Source organism: Embleya sp. NPDC055664 (assembly GCF_053618075.1).
Genome location: NZ_JBSHGZ010000030.1, coordinates 18,577 through 34,417, shown reverse-complemented (window position 1 = coordinate 34,417; position 15,841 = coordinate 18,577). Strand labels below are relative to the sequence as shown.

Sequence of the window (15,841 nt, the reverse complement as noted above, 5' to 3'; positions counted from 1 at the left end):
GGGGCTTGCACCCTTCTGTGGGGGGGGGGCTACCCTCACACCCCGCGCGTTCGTGGGACCGCCGGGGCGCCCCCCCGGGGGTCGCTTTGGGCCCCGGCCCACGGCATGTGCGAAGTGCCGCGGGACTACCAGCCGCGGCCGGCGTAGCGCTGCTCGGCGGGGAGGGTGTCGATGTTGATGCCGACCATCGCCTCGCCCAGACCGCGCGAGACCTTGGCGATCACGTCCGGGTCGTCGAAGTGCAGGGTCGCGTCCACGATCGCCTTGGCGCGCTTGGCCGGGTCGCCCGACTTGAAGATGCCGGAGCCGACGAACACGCCCTCGGCGCCGAGCTGCATCATCATCGACGCGTCGGCGGGGGTGGCGATGCCGCCCGCGGTGAACAGCACCACCGGCAGCTTGCCGGCCTCGGCGACCTCCTTGACCAGCGCGTACGGCGCCTGGAGGTTCTTCGCGGCGACGAACAGCTCGTCCTCGTCGAGGACCGAGAGCGCCTTGATGTCCTTGAGGATGGTGCGCATGTGGCGGGTGGCCTCGACCACGTTGCCGGTGCCGGCCTCGCCCTTGGAGCGGATCATCGCCGCGCCCTCGGTGATCCGGCGCAGCGCCTCGCCGAGGTTGGTCGCGCCACACACGAAGGGGGTGGTGAAGCGCCACTTGTTGATGTGGTTCGACTCGTCGGCCGGGGTGAGCACCTCGGACTCGTCGATGTAGTCCACGCCGAGCGACTGGAGCACCTGGGCCTCGGCGAAGTGGCCGATGCGGGCCTTGGCCATCACGGGGATGGACACGGCGCCGATGATGCCGTCGATCATGTCGGGGTCGGACATGCGCGCGACGCCGCCGTCCTTGCGGATGTCGGCCGGCACGCGCTCGAGCGCCATGACGGCGACCGCGCCCGCGTCCTCGGCGATCTTCGCCTGCTCGGCGTTGACGACGTCCATGATCACGCCGCCCTTGAGCTGCTCGGCCATGCCGCGCTTGACCAGGTCGGTGCCGGTCTGGGGGGTTGCGGGGGTGGTGGACACGGATGACCTCACACAGATGCGATCGACGACGGTTGGCTCCATCGTACGGGTGATGTGGATCCTAATGTCATGCCACCCCGGCGAATTACCCGGGCCAATCTGTCCACGGTGGCCTGCACGTGGCTCCTGTCAGGACCCACCGGGCTGCAACGTGCGGGGTTCCTCGTCGTCCATCTCGAAGGTGACGGGGTACGGGGCGTGGCCGGCCAGCCGCAGGTAGCGCACCAATCGGTGCCGGCGCACCGCCCGCGCGCCGCGCACCGCGTCGTTGTGGAATCGCCGCGCCATCGGCACGCGGCGCACCGCGGTCTGCAGTTCCGCGACCAGTTCCTCGCCGCCGGGTCGGGCCCGGAGGTCGTCCGCCTGGGCCGGGTCCTCGAACAGGAACCGCAGCGCCCGGGTCAGATCGCTCTCCGCGACCTCACGCTCCTCCTCGGCGGCGTTGCGCGCCTCGTGCGCGGCGCCGGCCAGCACGAGCGAGGACGCCGGATCCAAAAGCCCCGAGGTGGCGATCTCCTGCGCCACGGCCGAGCGCCGCAACAACTGCGCGTCCAGGGCCGCCCGACTGGAGTCCACGCGCGCATGCAGCCGATCGAGCCGCCCGGCGGTCCAGCTCAGGTACACCCCGACCGCGAGCACGGCGATCAAGATCCAGATGACAGTCATCACCCGGCGACCCTAGTACGCGCCGCCGGGGGCGTTCGCTATGCGGCGGGTGCTCCGGCGGTGACGGTTTCGTAGACGCCCAGGATGTCCGTGCCGACGGTCTCCCAGTCGTAGCGCCGCACGTGCTTGCGCCCGATCTCGCGCAACTCGTCCCGCCGCGCCGGGTCCCGCAACAGGCCCACGGCGGCGGCGGCGAGCGCCTCGGCGTCCTCCACCGCGAACAACTCCCCCGCCCGCCCGCCGTCCAGCACCTGGCGAAACGCGTCCAGGTCGCTCGCCAGCACCGGCGCCGCCGCCGACATCGCCTCGACCAGGATGATCCCGAAGCTCTCGCCGCCGGTGTTCGGCGCCACGTACACATCGACGCTGCGCAACAGCCGTGCCTTGTCCAGGTCGCTGACCATGCCGAGGAACGTGACCTGCCCGCGCAGCGCCTCCGGGAGATCCTCCACCGCCTCCTCCGCGTCACCGCGTCCGGCGACCAGCAGTCGCACGCCGGGAAACGCCTCGACGATCCTCGGGAACGCCTCGATCAGGGTGGGAAGTCCCTTGCGCGACTCGTCGATTCGCCCGATGAAGCCGATGGTGGGCGCCTCGGGCGTGCCCTGCCACGCGGGCTCGACGGGCGCGTCGGCGAAGAAGCCGACATCGACCCCGTTCGGGATCACCACCGCGTCGCCGCCCAGGTGTTCGACCAGCGTGCGGCGCGCGTACTCGCTGACCGCGATCCGCGCGCTGATCTTCTCCAGCGCGGGTTGCAGGATCGGGTAGGCCGCGATCATCGCGCGCGAGCGGGCGTTGGAGGTGTGGAACGTGGCCACCACCGGCCCGGACGCCGCCCAGCACGCGAGCAACGACAGGCTGGGGGTGGCCGGTTCGTGGATGTGCAGCACGTCGAAGTGCCCGTCGTGGATCCACCGCCGCACCCGCGCGGCGGACAGGAAGCCGAAGTTGAGCCGGGCCACCGAGCCGTTGTAGCGCACCGGCACGGCCCGCCCGGCCGGCACCACGTAGTCCGGTAGCGGGGTCTCGTCGTCGGCCGGCGCCAGGACCGAGACTTCGTGGCCGCGGGCGATCAGGTTCGCCGCCAGGTCCCGCACGTGGTACTGGACACCGCCCGGCACGTCCCACGAGTAGGGGCAGACGACGCCGATCCTCACTTGGCCCCCTCGATCCGGGCGAGCCGGCGTCGGTCCAGGTCGGCGATCCACAGCGGCTGGAGCATGTGCCAGTCCTGCGGGTCGCGCGCGATCGCCCGCGCGTAGGCGTCGGCGACCTGCTGCGTCATCACCGCGATCTTCTCCCGGCGGGTGCCCTCGGCCGGCACCTCGATCTCCGGGTGCAGCGTGCCGCGGATGACCTTGCCGTCCCACGGGAGGGTGACCGGGATCAGCGCCGCGCCGGTCTGGACGGCCAGCGCGGCGGGCCCCGCCGCCATCCGGGTCGCCTCGCCGAAGAACGTCACCGGCACCCCGGCGGCGGTCAGGTCGCGGTCGGACAGCAGGCACAACAACCGGCCCTCGCGCAGCCGCCGCGCCAGCGTGCCGAACGTGTTGCCATCGCCGCCGGTCAGCGGCAGCACCTCCATGCCCAGCGACTCGCGATAGGCGACGAAGCGCCGGTAGAGCGACTCCGGCCGCAGCCGCTCGGCGACGGTGGTGAACGGATAGCCCTTGAGCGTGATCCAGGCGCCGGCGTGGTCCCAGTTGCCCATGTGCGGGAGGGCGAAGATGACGCCCTTGCCGCGCGCGCTGCACTCGTCCAGCAGCGTGACGTCGCACTCCATGCGGGACAGCACCATCTCCTGGTCCCACACCGGAAGGCGGAACGCCTCCTGGTAGTAGCGCAGGTAGGACCGCATGCCCTCGCGCGAGACCTCGCGAATGCGCTCGGGTGTGGCGTCGGGCCCGAGCACGCGGCGCAGGTTGGCCTCGAGTTGCCGCACCCCGCCGCCGCGCCTGCGCCACGCGACGTCGGCAATCTGCCGAAAGAGCGCGGTGGCGACCGGTTCGGGCAGCCGCTTGACCACGGACCAGCCCAGGGCGTACCCGGTGTCGGCCAGTCGCTGCCCGAACTCGGTCATGCCTTGTCACCTCCGGGCAGTGCGTTGTCGATCGCGGACGCCGAGCGATGCACCGCGATCATCCGCTGGAAGACGGTGATCACGCTGCCCACGGCGATGAACCAGAGCGCCGCCTCCTGGATGTACGGCACACCGAGCCCGTCGAGACCGGTCGCCACCAGCGAGATGACCAGCCGTTCGGCCCGCTCGATCAACCCGGACACGTCGCACGCCAGCCCCAGGCTCTCGGCGCGGGCCTTGCAGTACGACACCACCTGGCCGGAGCCGAGGCAGACGATGGCCAGGATCGACATCCGCAGGTTGTCGCCGTCGCCCGCGAACCAGATCGCCAGCGCGCCGAAGATCGCGGCGTCCGCGACCCGGTCGAGCGTGGAGTCGAGGAACGCCCCCCACTTGGTCGAGCGCCCCAACTGGCGCGCCATGTTGCCGTCGACCAGGTCGGAGAAGATGAACGCGGTGATGACGAGCGTGCCGGTGAGGAACCAGCCGATCGGGAAGAACACCAGCGCCGCGACGACCACCCCGAGGGTGCCGATCAGCGTCACCGTGTCCGGACTCACGTTGTGGCGCAGCAGGAAACTCGCGAACGGGGTGAGCACACGCGTGAAGAAGGCACGAGCGTATTTGTTGAGCATCGCCTTCCCGAAGGATTGCCGGGGCGGCGGGGGATCCGAGGGACTCGACCCGCCTGGTGCGCCCATCGTACTGACGCGGTCGCACGTCCCGAGCCCCCCGTCGTCCGGGCGTGCCGCGCCCGGGCGTGCCGCGTTGGAGAAGGGCGCGTACGGCGAGGACACTTGTACTCGGTCCGGCGTCGGGGCAATGCTGCCGTTCAGGAATCGATTTGCGGACGTTGGCGTACCGACGACCGACTTTGCACCTGCGCGTCCGGGACGTCTGCGACGACCGCACCCAGATGGACAACCAGGAGGTGGCACATGGCGGATAAATCCGGAGCTAGCGCCGGAACCGTCGGCAGGGTAACCGCACCCGCGAGCCCGAACGCGGTACGCAACGTGGTGTTGGTGGGCCACACGGGCGCCGGCAAGACGACATTGGTGGAGTCCCTGCTCGTGGCGACCGGGACGATTCCCCGGGCCGGTCGCGTCGAGGACGGGACGACCGTCTCGGACTACGAGGACATCGAACACCGCCAGCACCGGTCGGTGGCGTTGTCGCTGTGCCCCGTCGAATACGAGGGCGTCAAGATCAACCTGCTCGACACCCCGGGCTACGCGGACTTCGTCGGCGACCTGCGCGCCGGTCTGCGTGCCGCGGACGCGGCGCTGTTCGTGGTCTCGGCCGCCGACGGCGTGGACGGCTCGACCCGGATGATCTGGGACGAGTGCGCCTCGATCGGCATGCCGCGCGCGATCGTGATCACCAAGCTCGACCAGGCCCGCGCCGACTTCGACGAGATGGTGCTGATCTGCCAGCGCGTGTTCGGCGACCCCGACTCGGACACCGTGCTGCCGCTCTACCTGCCGCTGCACGGCGAGGACGAGAGTGTGGCCGGTCTGATGGGCCTGCTCACCCAGCGCGTCTACGACTACTCCTCCGGCACCCGGCAGAGCCTGGACCCCGATCCCGAACACCTGCCGCTGATCGAGGACGCCCGCAACCGGTTGATCGAGGGCATCATCGCGGAGAGCGAGGACGAGTCCCTGATGGACCGCTACCTCTCCGGCGAGCGGATCGACGTGGACACGCTGATCGGCGACCTGGAGACGGCGGTCGCCCGCGGCTCGTTCTACCCGGTGCTCGCGGTCGCGCCGGACGGGCTGGGCACCATCGAGCTTTTGGAGGGCATCGTCCGGGCCTGTCCCGCGCCGCCCGAGCACGAGGTCCTGCCGGTCACCACGCCCGACGGCAAGCCGCGTGACCCGCTGACCTGCGACCCGGAGGGCCCGCTGGCGGCCGAGGTGATCAAGACCACCTCCGACCCGTACGTGGGCCGCATCTCGCTGGTCCGGGTCTTCTCCGGCACGCTGCGCCCGGACATGACGGTGCACGTGTCCGGACACGGGATGGCCGATCGCGGCCACGAGGACCACGACCTGGACGAGCGCATCGGCGCCATGTCCGTCCCGCTGGGCAAGCAGCAGCGCTCGCTGAACCGGGGCATCGCCGGCGACATCGTCGCGATCGCCAAGCTGACCCGGGCCGAGACCGGCGACACCATCTCGGACAAGGACGATCCGCTGCTGATGGAGCCGTGGATGATGCCCGACCCGCTGCTGCCGGTCGCCATCCGCGCGCACAGCAAGGCCGACGAGGACAAGCTCTCCCAGTCGCTGGCCCGCCTGGTCGCGGAGGATCCGACGCTGCGCCTGGAGCACAACACCGACACCCACCAGCTGGTCCTGTGGTGCATGGGCGAGGCGCACGTCGAGGTGCTGCTCGACCGGCTGCGCAGCCGCTACGGGGTCGCGGTGGACGCGGTGGCGCACCGGGTGTCGCTGCGCGAGACGTTCGCGGAGAAGGCGAGCGGGCGCGGTCGACACGTGAAACAGTCCGGCGGACACGGGCAGTTCGCGATCTGCGAGATCGACGTGGAGCCGCTGCCGGGCGGGAGCGGGTTCGAGTTCGTGGACAAGGTCTTCGGTGGCTCGGTGCCGCGCAACTTCATCCCGTCGGTGGAGAAGGGCGTGCGCGCGCAGATGGACAAGGGCGTCGCGGCCGGCTATCCGATGGTGGACCTGCGGGTGACGCTGACCGACGGCAAGGCGCACTCGGTCGACTCCTCCGACATGGCCTTCCAGATGGCGGGCGCGCTCGCGCTGCGCGAGGCCGCCGCGAGCACCCGGATCCACCTGCTCGAGCCGGTCTCCGAGGTGCGGGTCACCGTCTCCGACGAGTACGTGGGCGGCGTGCTCAGCGATCTCAGCTCGCGCCGCGGCCGCGTCGTGGGCACCGAGCCCATCGGCTCGGGCCGCACCCAGATCCGGGCCGAGGTCCCGGAGATCGAGATCAGCCGCTACGCGATCGACCTGCGCTCGATCAGCCACGGCACGGGCCAGTTCGCCCGCACCTACTGCCGCCACGACCCGATGCCGCCGCAGTTGGCCGCGAAGGTCACGGAGGACGCGGAGTCCTGACGCTCGACCGCGCGGCACGACCGGCCGGTACGACGGGCCGGCCGGTCGGGTCGCCGCGCCGCCTTGGCGCCCCGCTGCTTGCCGCCCCGCCGCTCCTGTCAGGGGATCGGCAGCGGGCGGTCCAGGGCGGTCAGGGTCAGCAGTACGCCGGCCGACGTCCAGGCCAGGGGGGCCACCGAGGCGGGTTTGCCGTCGGCGGAGACCTTCTCGGGAAGGGAGCCGGCCGCGGTGCGGTGGTCGGCCAGCCAGTCGAGCCGCAGCCGCGCACCGGCCCGGTCCCCGCTCGCCGCGCTGAACAGCGCGAACGACGCGGTCTCCGGGGTCCACGCCGCCGTCGGGTCGCCGGCCCAGTGCTCACCCGGCAGGATGCCCCCGTTGGGCAGCGTCAGCCGTTCGGCGGCGCCGCGAACCGCGCTCGCGACCCCGGCGTCGGCCGGCGCGAACGGCGGGCCCAGCCACGTCACCGCCGTGTCCGCGCCGCCCTTGGCCGAGGCCGTGCGCGGGTAGTCGTGCCGGCCGAAGGTGTCCCGGATCGCGCGGTCGAGCCGTTGTGAGGGTGCGGCCCAACGTTCGGCCGCGACCGGGTCGGTCCGGCGGGCCAGGTCGACGGCTGCCCGCAACCCGGCCGACAGCGGCGCGGCGGTGCCCAGGGTGACCTGGTCGGTTCGGGTCTCCCAGTAGTCCGGGCCGCGTGGCGGCAGCCCGTTCGGCCGCAGCCGCCCGGTCACCGCGTCGCCGGCCGCGCGCACCATGGGCCACAGCTCGGCGAGCGCGGCGGTCGTCTCGGGGGCCTTCGGGTCCTGGTGGACGTACCAGAACCAGACCGCCCACGGCACCCAGCCGTTGCCGTCCAATTGGGCGGCGCGCTTGTCCCCGACGGGGCCGCCGTCCAGCCGATAGCGCGCCTCCCAGGTGCCGTCGGGGCGTTGCAGCGTGGCCAGCTTGCGCAGTACGTCGAGCGCTTCGCGGCCGTGCCCGGTGGCGGTGTAGGCCGCCGCGACCCACGCGGCGTCGCGCGGCCAGACGTACCTCCAGATGCCGTACCAGGCGGCGGCGACCGACCCGTCCGGCTGGGTCAGGACGCGCATGTCGAGCAGCGCGCGCTCGGCCATCTCGCGGTCGCGCGGCGTCGCCCCGGGGACGGTGCCCCGGGCGAGCCAGGCGCGCTCGGCCTCGGTGGGCGCGGCGGGCGGCGCGTCGGTGGGCAGCGCGATCGGGCCCTCGGGGCCGGATATGACGCCGCCGAGGAGCAGCGGCCGGGTGGTGGGCGGGGGTGGGGCCGCGCCGCCGACGAAGACGACGATGCCGGCGGCGAGCAGTACGCCGATCACGGCGATGCCGAGGGAGCGGGCCCTGCCGAGCGAACGCCCGAGTCGGGGCCCCCTGTTCGCCACGTTCGCCGTCTCCGCCCCCGGGCCCCCCGTCGCCTTCGTGGCAACCGGGCCGTTACTCGTTCGGCCCAGTCTAGGCATCGTCCGATCATCGTTCGAACGCGCGTCGGCAGACGTCCCGACCATCCACCGCGCCCTCGCCCGCATCGCGCCCGCCTCGCCGTACGACCCGTGACCACGAGCCGGAGCGGGCGGGGACGGATCAGCCGAAAGTACGACGAGTCTACGAAGTCGGATCCGGGTGGGGCTCGGTGACCGGCGCCAAACCGGTCGAACAGGTGATTCGTCGGCGTTCCGCGACCAGGGACCAGACGCCGGCAACCAGCACGGCCAGGCCGACCAGGACATATGCGTTGCCCACGAGCAGCTGCCATCCGTGCAGATTCAGCTCCCCACCGTCACCGAACGGCACCGTCCACACGATCCCGCTCGGCAGCACCCCGGAGACCCGGGCCCGGTGCATCGGATAGGCCGCGGCCACGGCGAGCACCGCGACCAGCGCGAGCGTGGCGGCCGGGGCGCGGGTGCGCCGGACCCGGTCGATCAGCACCACGACCAACGGCAGCGCCCACGCCCAGTGATGGGTCCAGGAGATCGGCGACACCAGCAGCGCGGTCAGCGCACACAGGCCCACCCCCGTGAGCGTCGCCCCGCGCCGGGCCGCCCGCACCGCGAGCGTCATCCCGACCGCCGCCACGAACAGCGCGAGCAGCGGCCACAACCACCCGGGAGGCGTCTGGGCGCCGAACTGCCGGGTCAGCGCGCCGTGCACGGACTGATTGCCGGGGAACTGGGCCAGTCCGATCCGGGTGTCGTCCAGGAACAGGCCGCCCCAGTAGTCCGCGCACTCGCGGGGCAGTACCGCGAACGCCGCCGCAAAGGTGGCGACGAACACGCCCAGCGCGGTCAGTCCCTCACGGACCCGGCCGGTCAGCAGCAGATACGGGATGAAGATCGCCGGCGTCAGCTTGAGCCCGGCCGCCAGGCCCACCCCCACACCGGTGAATCGGGCACCGCGCGCCCGCGCGAAGTCGGACAGCACCAGGACGAGCAGCAGCAGGTTGATCTGGCCGAAGCGCAGGTTCTCCTGGACCGGCTCGGTCCACAACAGCGCGGCGGCGGTCAGCGCGGTCGCCTTCACCCGGTCCCCGCGCGACCCGACGATCCCCCACGCGAGCCACGTCGCCACCACGAGCAGCACGAGGTTGCCCGCCACCCCGATCACCTCGACCGCGCCCCACGGCAACCACGCCAGCGGGGTGAACGTCAGCCCGGCCCACGGCGTGTAGGTGAACGGCAACCGGCCGGGCCGGATCGTGTACAGCTCGCCGTCGCCGGCCAGCACCTCCAGGCCGCCCTGGCGATAGACCTTCAGATCGCCCAGCCACCACATGTCGGCGGACCCGAACGTGCCCAGCAGCAGATACGCGGTGATCGAACACGCGGCCACCACGAGGGCCGTCCGCCGGGTCACCCCGCAGCGATGACGGTGTCCGGCCGCAGGTGGGCCGGCATCGCACACGCGGGCGTCCCGCCGGGCATGCGGTCGCGGTTGTCGGCCACCAGCCGGTACACCCCGTGCGCCGCGATGCTGACCGGCTGCACGCGCAGCGCCGCGCCGGCCAGGGCCCACGGGCCGCCCGCGTTCATCAGCAGCTTGGCCACCGCGTGGTGGCCGCCGTACACGGTGCCCACGGGGGTCACCCACAACACCTCGTGCTCGGCGCGGTGCTGCTCGACGCCCAACTCCTCCAACTCGGCGAACTGCCAGGCCACCACGTCGGCGTCGAACGGAATGTGCTTTTGCGCGAACTCCACCGACCGGGTGCAGAAACCACAGTCGCCGTCGTACACGAGAACCGGTCGTGCGCTCAAAGTTCTTCTCCTCAACAACCGCTGACAACCACTGACAACCGCTCGGATCCTGCGGGTGGACGGGTCAGTCGACCGGCCAGGCGGTGGCCAACATCTCGCGCGTGTCCGCGAGCAGTTGCGGCAGCACCTTGGTGTGCCCGACCACGGGCATGAAGTTCGTGTCCCCGCCCCACCGGGGCACCAGGTGCTGGTGCAGGTGCGCGGCGATGCCGGCCCCGGCGACGTGGCCCTGGTTCATCCCGATGTTGAAGCCCTGCGCCCCCGAGACCTTGCGCAGCGTGCTCATCGCCAGCTTGGTGAACCGGGCGAGTTCTATCGTCTCGGCGTCGTCGAGGTCGGTGTAGTCGGCGACGTGCCGGTAGGGCACCACCATCAGGTGGCCGCCGTTGTACGGGTACAGGTTCAACACCGCATAGACCTGCTCACCCCGCGCGACGACGAGCCCGTCGACATCGCTCAGCGAGGGAATCCGGCAGAACGGGCACCCGTCGTCGGGGGTCGGCCCCGACGGCTTGTTCTCCCCCTTGATGTACGCCATCCGATGGGGAGTCCACAGCCGGGCGAAGGCGTCCGGCCCCCCAACCCCGTCCTGGATCTCGGGCTCGCTCGTCATGCCAGGAAGCATATGCCGTGGGCACACGCCGACCACGACCCGGTGACGGGCCGACCGCGGCCCGGTGATCGCACTGCCGCGCGATCACCGGGCCGCCGCCGACGACATCGCGTCAGACCTGAACGCGGTCCCGGACGGCCTTGACGATCTCGGCCACCGCGGCGTCGACCGGGACGCCGTTGTTCTGCTCGCCGTTGCGGTAGCGGAAGCTCACCGCGCCGGCCTGGACGTCCTCGTCGCCCGCGAGCAGCATGTACGGGATCTTGTCCTTGTTGGCGTTGCGGATCTTCTTCTGCATGCGGTCGGCGGAGTCGTCGATCTCGACCCGGATGCCCTGCGCCCGGAGCTTGGTCGCGACCTCCTCCAGATACGGCACGTGCTCCTCGGTGATCGGGATGCCGACCACCTGGACCGGCGCGAGCCACGGCGGCATCTTGCCCGCGTAGTGCTCGAGCAGGACCGCGAAGAATCGCTCGATCGAGCCGAACAGCGCGCGGTGGATCATCACGGGCTGCTGCCGGGTACCGTCGGCGGCGGTGTACTCCAGGTCGAAGCGCTCGGGCAGGTTGAAGTCGACCTGGATGGTCGACATCTGCCAGGTCCGCCCGATCGCGTCCTTGGCCTGGACCGAGATCTTCGGCCCGTAGAACGCGGCGCCGCCCGGGTCGTCGACCAGTTCCAGGCCCTGCTTCTGCGCGGCCTGGCGCAGCGTCTCGGTGGCCTCGGTCCAGTTCTCCTCGGTGCCGATCGACTTCTCCGGGTTCCTGGTGGACAGCTCCAGGTAGAAGTCGTCGAGGCCGTAGTCGCGCAGCAGGTTGAGCACGAACGTCAGCAGCGAGTCCAGCTCGCCCGCCATCTGGTCGCGCGTGCAGTAAATATGCGCGTCGTCCTGGGTGAAGCCGCGCGCGCGGGTCAGCCCGTGCACCACGCCCGACTTCTCGTAGCGGTAGACGGTGCCGAACTCGAACAGGCGCAGCGGGAACTCGCGGTAGGACCGGCCCCGGGCCCGGTAGATCAGGTTGTGCATGGGGCAGTTCATCGGCTTGAGGTAGTAGTTCTGCCCCTCGTCCAGCTCCATGGGCGGGTACATGCCGTCGGCGTACCAGTCCAGGTGGCCGGAGACCTCGAACAGCTTGCCCTTGGTGGCGTGCGGCGTGTAGACGAACTGGTAGCCCGCCTCCTCGTGCCGGCGCCGCGAGTAGTCCTCCATCGTGCGGCGGATGATGCCGCCCTTGGGGTGGAAGACGGCCAGGCCGGAGCCGATCTCCTCGGGGATGGAGAACAGGTCCAGCTCGGCGCCGAGCTTGCGGTGGTCGCGCTTCTCGGCCTCCTCGAGGAAGGTCGTGTAGGCCTTGAGCTCGTCCTTGCTCGGCCACGCGGTGCCGTAGATGCGCTGGAGCTGCTTGTTCTTCTCGCTGCCGCGCCAGTAGGCGGCGGCGGAGCGCATCAGCTTGAACGCGGGGATCAGCCGGGTGGTGGGCAGGTGCGGGCCTCGGCAGAGGTCCTTCCAGCACAGCTCGCCGGTCTTCGCGTCCAGGTTGTCGTAGATGGTCAGCTCGCCCGCGCCGACCTCGGCGGACGCGCCCTCGGCGGCCTCCGCGGCGGAGCCCTTGAGGCCGATCAGCTCCAGCTTGTACGGCTCGTCGGCAAGCTCCGCGCGCGCGTCCTCGTCGGTGGTGACCCGGCGAGCGAAGCGCTGCCCCTGCTTGACGATCTCCTGCATCTTCTTCTCGATGCGCTTGAGGTCGTCGGGGTGGAACGGGGTCTCGACGTCGAAGTCGTAGTAGAAGCCGTCCTTGATCGGCGGGCCGATGCCGAGCTTGGCCTCGGGGAACAGCTCCTGTACGGCCTGCGCCAGCACGTGCGCGGCGGAGTGGCGCAGGATGTTCAGGCCGTCGTCGGAGCCGATCAGGACGGGCTCGACCTCGTCGCCGTCGACCAGGACGTAGGCCAGGTCGACCAGTCGGCCGGCCACGCGCGCGGCGACCACCGAGCGGTCGCCGTCGAAGAGCTCGGCGGCCGTCGTGCCCGTGGTCACCACCCGCTCGTCCCGGTCCGGGTCGCGGCTGATGGTCACTCGGGCTTCGGACACCGTTCGTCTCCTGACGTGTGGTTGGCGGATGTCGCGTGGCGCGGCTCGGCTCGCTGGTACGCCGATGCGCTCGCTCGCACACCGATGCTATCGAGCCGGGAGCGCGAACCTTGCCTCGGTTTCCCCACCCCGCGCGGGCGCCGGCCCGGCGTGGGGGCGCCGGAGCGGAGGTGTCGGCGGAGGCACCTGCGCAGTCGTGTCGCCGTCGCGTCGCCGTCGCGACGACGAAAGATGGCGCCCCGACTTCCCACAGGGTCACTCCTTCGGGTGAGAATAGGGCCCGTGACGCAACGGATGGCCTCGCTGGCAGTCCCGCTGCGGCCGGTCATCCGGCTGTTGGCCGGGGCTGTGCTGGCGTGCGCCGCGCTCCTGGGCAGCGCGTTTCCGGTCCACGCCGAGTCGCTGCCGTCGACCGCGACCATTCCGACGGTGTGTCCCTTCCATCACACGGCGCACGAGCAGCGGGACGCGGGCGGTCCGCACGACAAGGGCGACGGTTCGGGACGCTGCGGGGATCGCTCGCACGCGTGTGTGCCGGCCACCGTCCCGCCGCTGCCGCCGGTGGTCGCGCCCGCGCCGTGCTCGATGTTGCCGCCGTGGTTGGCCGATCCGGACGCCGTCGGCATCGCGCCGGCACCCACGCCCGCCAAGGACGCCCCCGATCTGACGGTGCTCTGCGTCAGTCGTACGTGATCCGCGCGGCACACCTCGCACGGTCCACAGACGTATCCCGGAATCGGAATAAGGCGGAGCCATGGGGCAACAGTCCCCCAACACCTCGAAGAAGCAGAGCAAGGCACAGCGATCCGCCAGGATGGCGGCGACGCGTGAGCGGGTGGCCGCGCAGCGCGAGGCGGAGCGCAAGGCCGCCAAGCGTCGTTCGGCGATCATCTTCGGCGCTTCCGGCATCGCGGTCCTCGCCTTGGTGGCGGGGTTGACCGCCGTGGTCATGTCGTCGAGCGACGACGACAAGAAGTCGAGCGCGAACAACGTCATCGCCGACGTGCGGCCCGACCCCAACACCAAGAGCGACATAGCCGGCGTAAGCGCCTACACCGCGGCGCAGGGGCACATCGCCAAGCCCAAGGAGGTCACCTACCGGCAGGTTCCGCCGGTGGGCGGCGAGCACGACCCGGTGTGGCAGAACTGCGGGATCTACGACGCGCCGATTCCCAACCGCAACGGCGTGCACTCGCTGGAGCACGGCACGGTCTGGATCACGTACCAGAACAACCTGCCCGCGGACCAGCTGGAAGTGCTGAAGTCCAAGGTCAAGGGCAAGACGTACATGATGCTGAGCCCCTACGACGGCATCGACAAGCCGATCGTCGCCTCGGCGTGGGGCCTGCAGCTGAAGCTGGACAACGCGAGCGACCCGCGCCTGGACCAGTTCATCACGAAGTACAAGGAAGGCAAGCAGACTCCGGAGCCCGGTTCGCCGTGCACGGGCGGGGTCGGGAAGCCGACCTCGTGAGGCCGCGCGCACGTGTCGCGACGATGATCGCGACGGGGCTGCTGGCCGTTCCGGTCCTGGCCGCCTGTTCCTCGGACGACTCCGGCAAGCCGGCCGCCCCGCCCGCGCCCGCGCGGGCGCTGGGTCCGGCGCCGGCGGCGGTGCCGAATCCGCCGGCGGACGACTCGGTGGAGGCGGGGTTCGCGCGCGACATGCGCACGCACCACGCGCAGGCCGTGCAGATGGGGATGATGATCCGCGATCTGACCCAGGACGACGCGACGCGCAAGCTCGCGTACGACATCGCGCTGACCCAGCAGGAGCAGATCGGCCGGATGGCGTCCTGGCTCCAGATGTGGGGCCTGACGCTCGGCTCGACCCGGCCGGTCATGCAGTGGATGACGCCGGGTTCGATGCCGGGCCACTCCGGGCACGGCACGCCGGCCGCCGGTGCGGACACGCAGCTGATGCCGGGGATGGCCACGCAGGCACAGTTGGACAAGCTGGCGACGTTGCGCGGCAAGGACGCCGAGGTGATGTTCCTCCAGCTGATGATCGCGCACCACGAGGCGGGGGTGGCGATGGCCCGCGAGGGCCAGGCGCGCGCGCAGGTCCAGCAGGTGAAGGATCTGGCGAACACGATGGTCGTCGGGCAGAGCTCGGAGATCGACCTGATGCGCTCGATGTTGACGGAGCGCGGGGCGGGTTAGGCGCGGGGCGGGTGGGACGAACCGCGGTGTACGCCCGGCTCGTCCGCCCGCCGGACATGCGTGTGGGGCACGGGATGCACATCCCGTGCCCCACACGTGTCGGATCGTCTCACGCCTCGGCGGTCGCCTCGCCGGTGTGGCGTCGGCGGCGGACTTCGCGCACGACACGTGCCGGCACGCCGACGATCAGCGGGACGGAGGCGCCCAGCGCCATACCGCCGAGGGCGACCAGGAGCGGGCTGTCCTCGACGATGTGGCCGGCCAGCGTGCCGACCGTCATCGCGTACGACACCGAGATGACCGCGCCGACCAGGGTGGCCGCGCGGAACTGCGGTGGCGGGTAGCCGAGTCGGCCGGCGAGCATGTTCACCGCGGTCCGCCCGCCGGGCAGGAATCGGGCCGCGATCAGCGCCGACATGCCGCCCTTGGCGAGCGCGTTGCGGGCCAGGTCCATCGCCTTTTGCCGGCGCGGTCCGAGAACGGCGTCGCCCCCGCGGCGAAGCCGTGCGCGGCCGACCGCGTAGGCGCACTGGTCTCCGACGAAGGCACCGATCGCGGCGGTCAGCAGCACCAGGGCCAGATAGCGCACGTCGCCGTCGGCGACCGCCGCGGCGGCCATCACGAGTTCGTCGCCGGGCACGATGGGCACCACGGCGTCGATGGAGACGATCAGTGGCATCACCAGCCACAGCCAGGGCGAGAACAGCAGCCCGGTCCCGGCGCCGGTCACTGGAGTACCCCCGACCACGCGCAGTGGATCGGGGGACGGGTATCGGTCACCGGGAGATCATCGCGCGATCCCCCATCCGGTGGAACATCGGGTCCGGGTCAC

Annotated in this window: 15 protein-coding genes; 4 read left to right on the top strand and 11 right to left on the bottom strand. The window is 71.3% G+C overall.

Annotated features, from left to right (window positions below; genetic code table 11):
* Positions 1-125: 125 nt before the first annotated feature.
* From pdxS to pgsA, 5 genes are all read right to left on the bottom strand, one after another.
* Positions 126-1,070, bottom strand: coding sequence for a pyridoxal 5'-phosphate synthase lyase subunit PdxS (gene pdxS / locus ACWGR4_RS35155; protein ID WP_078974445.1), 945 nt, complete (start codon positions 1,068-1,070; stop codon positions 126-128).
* Between the two features lie 87 nt (positions 1,071-1,157).
* On the bottom strand, positions 1,158-1,694 hold the full coding sequence (locus ACWGR4_RS35150; protein ID WP_380010413.1) for a LemA family protein: 537 nt from the start codon (positions 1,692-1,694) through the stop codon (positions 1,158-1,160).
* A gap of 38 nt (positions 1,695-1,732) precedes the next feature.
* Positions 1,733-2,854, bottom strand: a complete 1,122-nt coding sequence (locus ACWGR4_RS35145; protein ID WP_380010298.1) for a glycosyltransferase family 4 protein — start codon at positions 2,852-2,854, stop codon at positions 1,733-1,735.
* Positions 2,851-3,777, bottom strand: coding sequence for a phosphatidylinositol mannoside acyltransferase (locus ACWGR4_RS35140; RefSeq protein ID WP_452133785.1), 927 nt, complete (start codon positions 3,775-3,777; stop codon positions 2,851-2,853). The genes ACWGR4_RS35145 and ACWGR4_RS35140 overlap by 4 nt, the downstream gene beginning before the upstream one ends.
* Positions 3,774-4,478 (bottom strand): phosphatidylinositol phosphate synthase, encoded by a 705-nt coding sequence (pgsA, locus tag ACWGR4_RS35135; protein ID WP_380010304.1) that lies wholly within the window; start codon positions 4,476-4,478, stop codon positions 3,774-3,776. Before pgsA ends, ACWGR4_RS35140 begins: the two co-directional genes overlap by 4 nt.
* Before the next feature lie 237 nt (positions 4,479-4,715).
* Between pgsA and ACWGR4_RS35130 the strand changes: the two genes are divergently transcribed.
* Positions 4,716-6,875 (top strand): elongation factor G-like protein EF-G2, encoded by a 2,160-nt coding sequence (locus tag ACWGR4_RS35130; protein WP_452133786.1) that lies wholly within the window; start codon positions 4,716-4,718, stop codon positions 6,873-6,875.
* Positions 6,876-6,973: 98 nt separating this feature from the next.
* On the opposite strand, the gene ACWGR4_RS35125 is transcribed toward ACWGR4_RS35130, so the two are convergent.
* The 5 genes from ACWGR4_RS35125 to thrS form a co-directional block, all read right to left on the bottom strand.
* Positions 6,974-8,269: a hypothetical protein gene (locus ACWGR4_RS35125; RefSeq protein WP_452133787.1), complete on the bottom strand. Its 1,296-nt coding sequence runs from the start codon at positions 8,267-8,269 to the stop codon at positions 6,974-6,976.
* A 220-nt stretch (positions 8,270-8,489) separates the two neighbouring features.
* The gene (locus ACWGR4_RS35120; RefSeq protein WP_452133788.1) at positions 8,490-9,740 is read right to left on the bottom strand and encodes a glycosyltransferase 87 family protein; all 1,251 of its coding nucleotides are present in this window, start codon (positions 9,738-9,740) and stop codon (positions 8,490-8,492) included.
* On the bottom strand, positions 9,737-10,141 hold the full coding sequence (locus tag ACWGR4_RS35115) for a thiol-disulfide oxidoreductase DCC family protein (protein ID WP_380010316.1): 405 nt from the start codon (positions 10,139-10,141) through the stop codon (positions 9,737-9,739). The genes ACWGR4_RS35120 and ACWGR4_RS35115 overlap by 4 nt, the downstream gene beginning before the upstream one ends.
* A gap of 64 nt (positions 10,142-10,205) precedes the next feature.
* Positions 10,206-10,766 carry an HIT family protein gene (locus tag ACWGR4_RS35110; RefSeq protein ID WP_380010319.1) on the bottom strand — a complete coding sequence of 187 codons (561 nt, stop codon included), beginning with the start codon at positions 10,764-10,766 and terminating at the stop codon, positions 10,206-10,208.
* Positions 10,767-10,866: 100 nt separating this feature from the next.
* A complete protein-coding gene (gene thrS / locus ACWGR4_RS35105) occupies positions 10,867-12,846 on the bottom strand; it encodes a threonine--tRNA ligase (protein WP_380010322.1) in 1,980 nt (659 codons plus the stop codon).
* A gap of 282 nt (positions 12,847-13,128) precedes the next feature.
* Here thrS and ACWGR4_RS35100 point away from each other — a divergent pair, with 282 nt between their 5' ends.
* The 3 genes from ACWGR4_RS35100 (at position 13,129) to ACWGR4_RS35090 (ending at position 15,009) form a co-directional block, all read left to right on the top strand.
* Positions 13,129-13,539 carry a hypothetical protein gene (locus tag ACWGR4_RS35100; RefSeq protein ID WP_380010325.1) on the top strand — a complete coding sequence of 137 codons (411 nt, stop codon included), beginning with the start codon at positions 13,129-13,131 and terminating at the stop codon, positions 13,537-13,539.
* 61 nt (positions 13,540-13,600) lie between these two features.
* Positions 13,601-14,320 carry a DUF3105 domain-containing protein gene (locus tag ACWGR4_RS35095; RefSeq protein WP_380010328.1) on the top strand — a complete coding sequence of 240 codons (720 nt, stop codon included), beginning with the start codon at positions 13,601-13,603 and terminating at the stop codon, positions 14,318-14,320.
* Between the two features lie 23 nt (positions 14,321-14,343).
* A complete protein-coding gene (locus ACWGR4_RS35090; protein WP_380010330.1) occupies positions 14,344-15,009 on the top strand; it encodes a DUF305 domain-containing protein in 666 nt (221 codons plus the stop codon).
* A gap of 109 nt (positions 15,010-15,118) precedes the next feature.
* On the opposite strand, the gene ACWGR4_RS35085 is transcribed toward ACWGR4_RS35090, so the two are convergent.
* Complete coding sequence (locus ACWGR4_RS35085) at positions 15,119-15,739, bottom strand: DedA family protein (RefSeq protein WP_380010333.1); 621 nt, start codon at positions 15,737-15,739, stop codon at positions 15,119-15,121.
* Positions 15,740-15,841: the final 102 nt, after the last annotated feature.

Excerpts from the sequence above, each read along its gene's own strand:
- ACWGR4_RS35130 (WP_452133786.1), top strand. The coding sequence starts at position 4,716 with ATGGCGGATAAATCCGGAGCTAGCGCCGGAACCGTCGGCAGGGTAACC.
- pdxS (WP_078974445.1), bottom strand. The coding sequence starts at position 1,070 with ATGGAGCCAACCGTCGTCGATCGCATCTGTGTGAGGTCATCCGTGTCC.
- ACWGR4_RS35110 (WP_380010319.1), bottom strand. The coding sequence starts at position 10,766 with ATGCTTCCTGGCATGACGAGCGAGCCCGAGATCCAGGACGGGGTTGGG.
- ACWGR4_RS35140 (WP_452133785.1), bottom strand. The coding sequence starts at position 3,777 with ATGACCGAGTTCGGGCAGCGACTGGCCGACACCGGGTACGCCCTGGGC.
- ACWGR4_RS35095 (WP_380010328.1), top strand. The coding sequence starts at position 13,601 with ATGGGGCAACAGTCCCCCAACACCTCGAAGAAGCAGAGCAAGGCACAG.
- pgsA (WP_380010304.1), bottom strand. The coding sequence starts at position 4,478 with ATGGGCGCACCAGGCGGGTCGAGTCCCTCGGATCCCCCGCCGCCCCGG.
- ACWGR4_RS35150 (WP_380010413.1), bottom strand. The coding sequence starts at position 1,694 with ATGACTGTCATCTGGATCTTGATCGCCGTGCTCGCGGTCGGGGTGTAC.
- ACWGR4_RS35090 (WP_380010330.1), top strand. The coding sequence starts at position 14,344 with ATGATCGCGACGGGGCTGCTGGCCGTTCCGGTCCTGGCCGCCTGTTCC.